Below are 508 nucleotides of genomic sequence, written 5' to 3'. Positions count from 1 at the left end.
TTCGCGAGCGCGATGACCGGCGGGTACACGAGGTCTGCCATGCCGTGAACCGTACGCGATCAACCCCTGGCAGCACCCGCGGTGCGCCCGTGTCGGGCACACCGCGAGGCCGGTTCAGGCTCGCACGCGGATCAGCGTCCCCCGTGCTCCCTGCGCACCTTCGGAACGCCCGCCAGATCTTCCTCGTTGCACAGGAGCTTGAGGTTGAAGTAGGGCGAGCCCTTGGTGTCGTCGTAGTCGAGGTGGACCGAGATCACGTCCACTGCCTCGCCCAGCCACTCCTGGGTCTGCCGCAGCCACGTCGCCGCGCGCTCCAAGGCGCTGGGGAGGTCGTTGTCGCGGAACTCGACCGGCCGATAGGGAACTTCCTGGACTTGATCCCGACCGTTGGAGGGCATCGGGAGGTCCACCGCCACCCCGTTGTCGTTCAACTCCAGATGGATCGTTTCCTCACTCACCCCACGAGGGTCTACCACCGGCAACCGCGCGGCAAGCCCACCGGGGTCAC

The 508-nt window shown here is 67.1% G+C and carries 1 protein-coding gene; it reads right to left on the bottom strand.

Annotated features, from left to right (window positions below; all coding sequences use genetic code 11):
• Positions 1–131 precede the first annotated feature (131 nt).
• On the bottom strand, positions 132–508 hold a 377-nt coding region (locus tag ABFX50_RS51195), incomplete at its 5' end, for a hypothetical protein (RefSeq protein WP_346158582.1).

The sequence above is a fragment of the Nonomuraea recticatena genome, from assembly GCF_039533245.1.
GTDB lineage: Bacteria > Actinomycetota > Actinomycetes > Streptosporangiales > Streptosporangiaceae > Nonomuraea > Nonomuraea roseola.
This window is presented reverse-complemented; position numbering and strand designations above follow the sequence as displayed.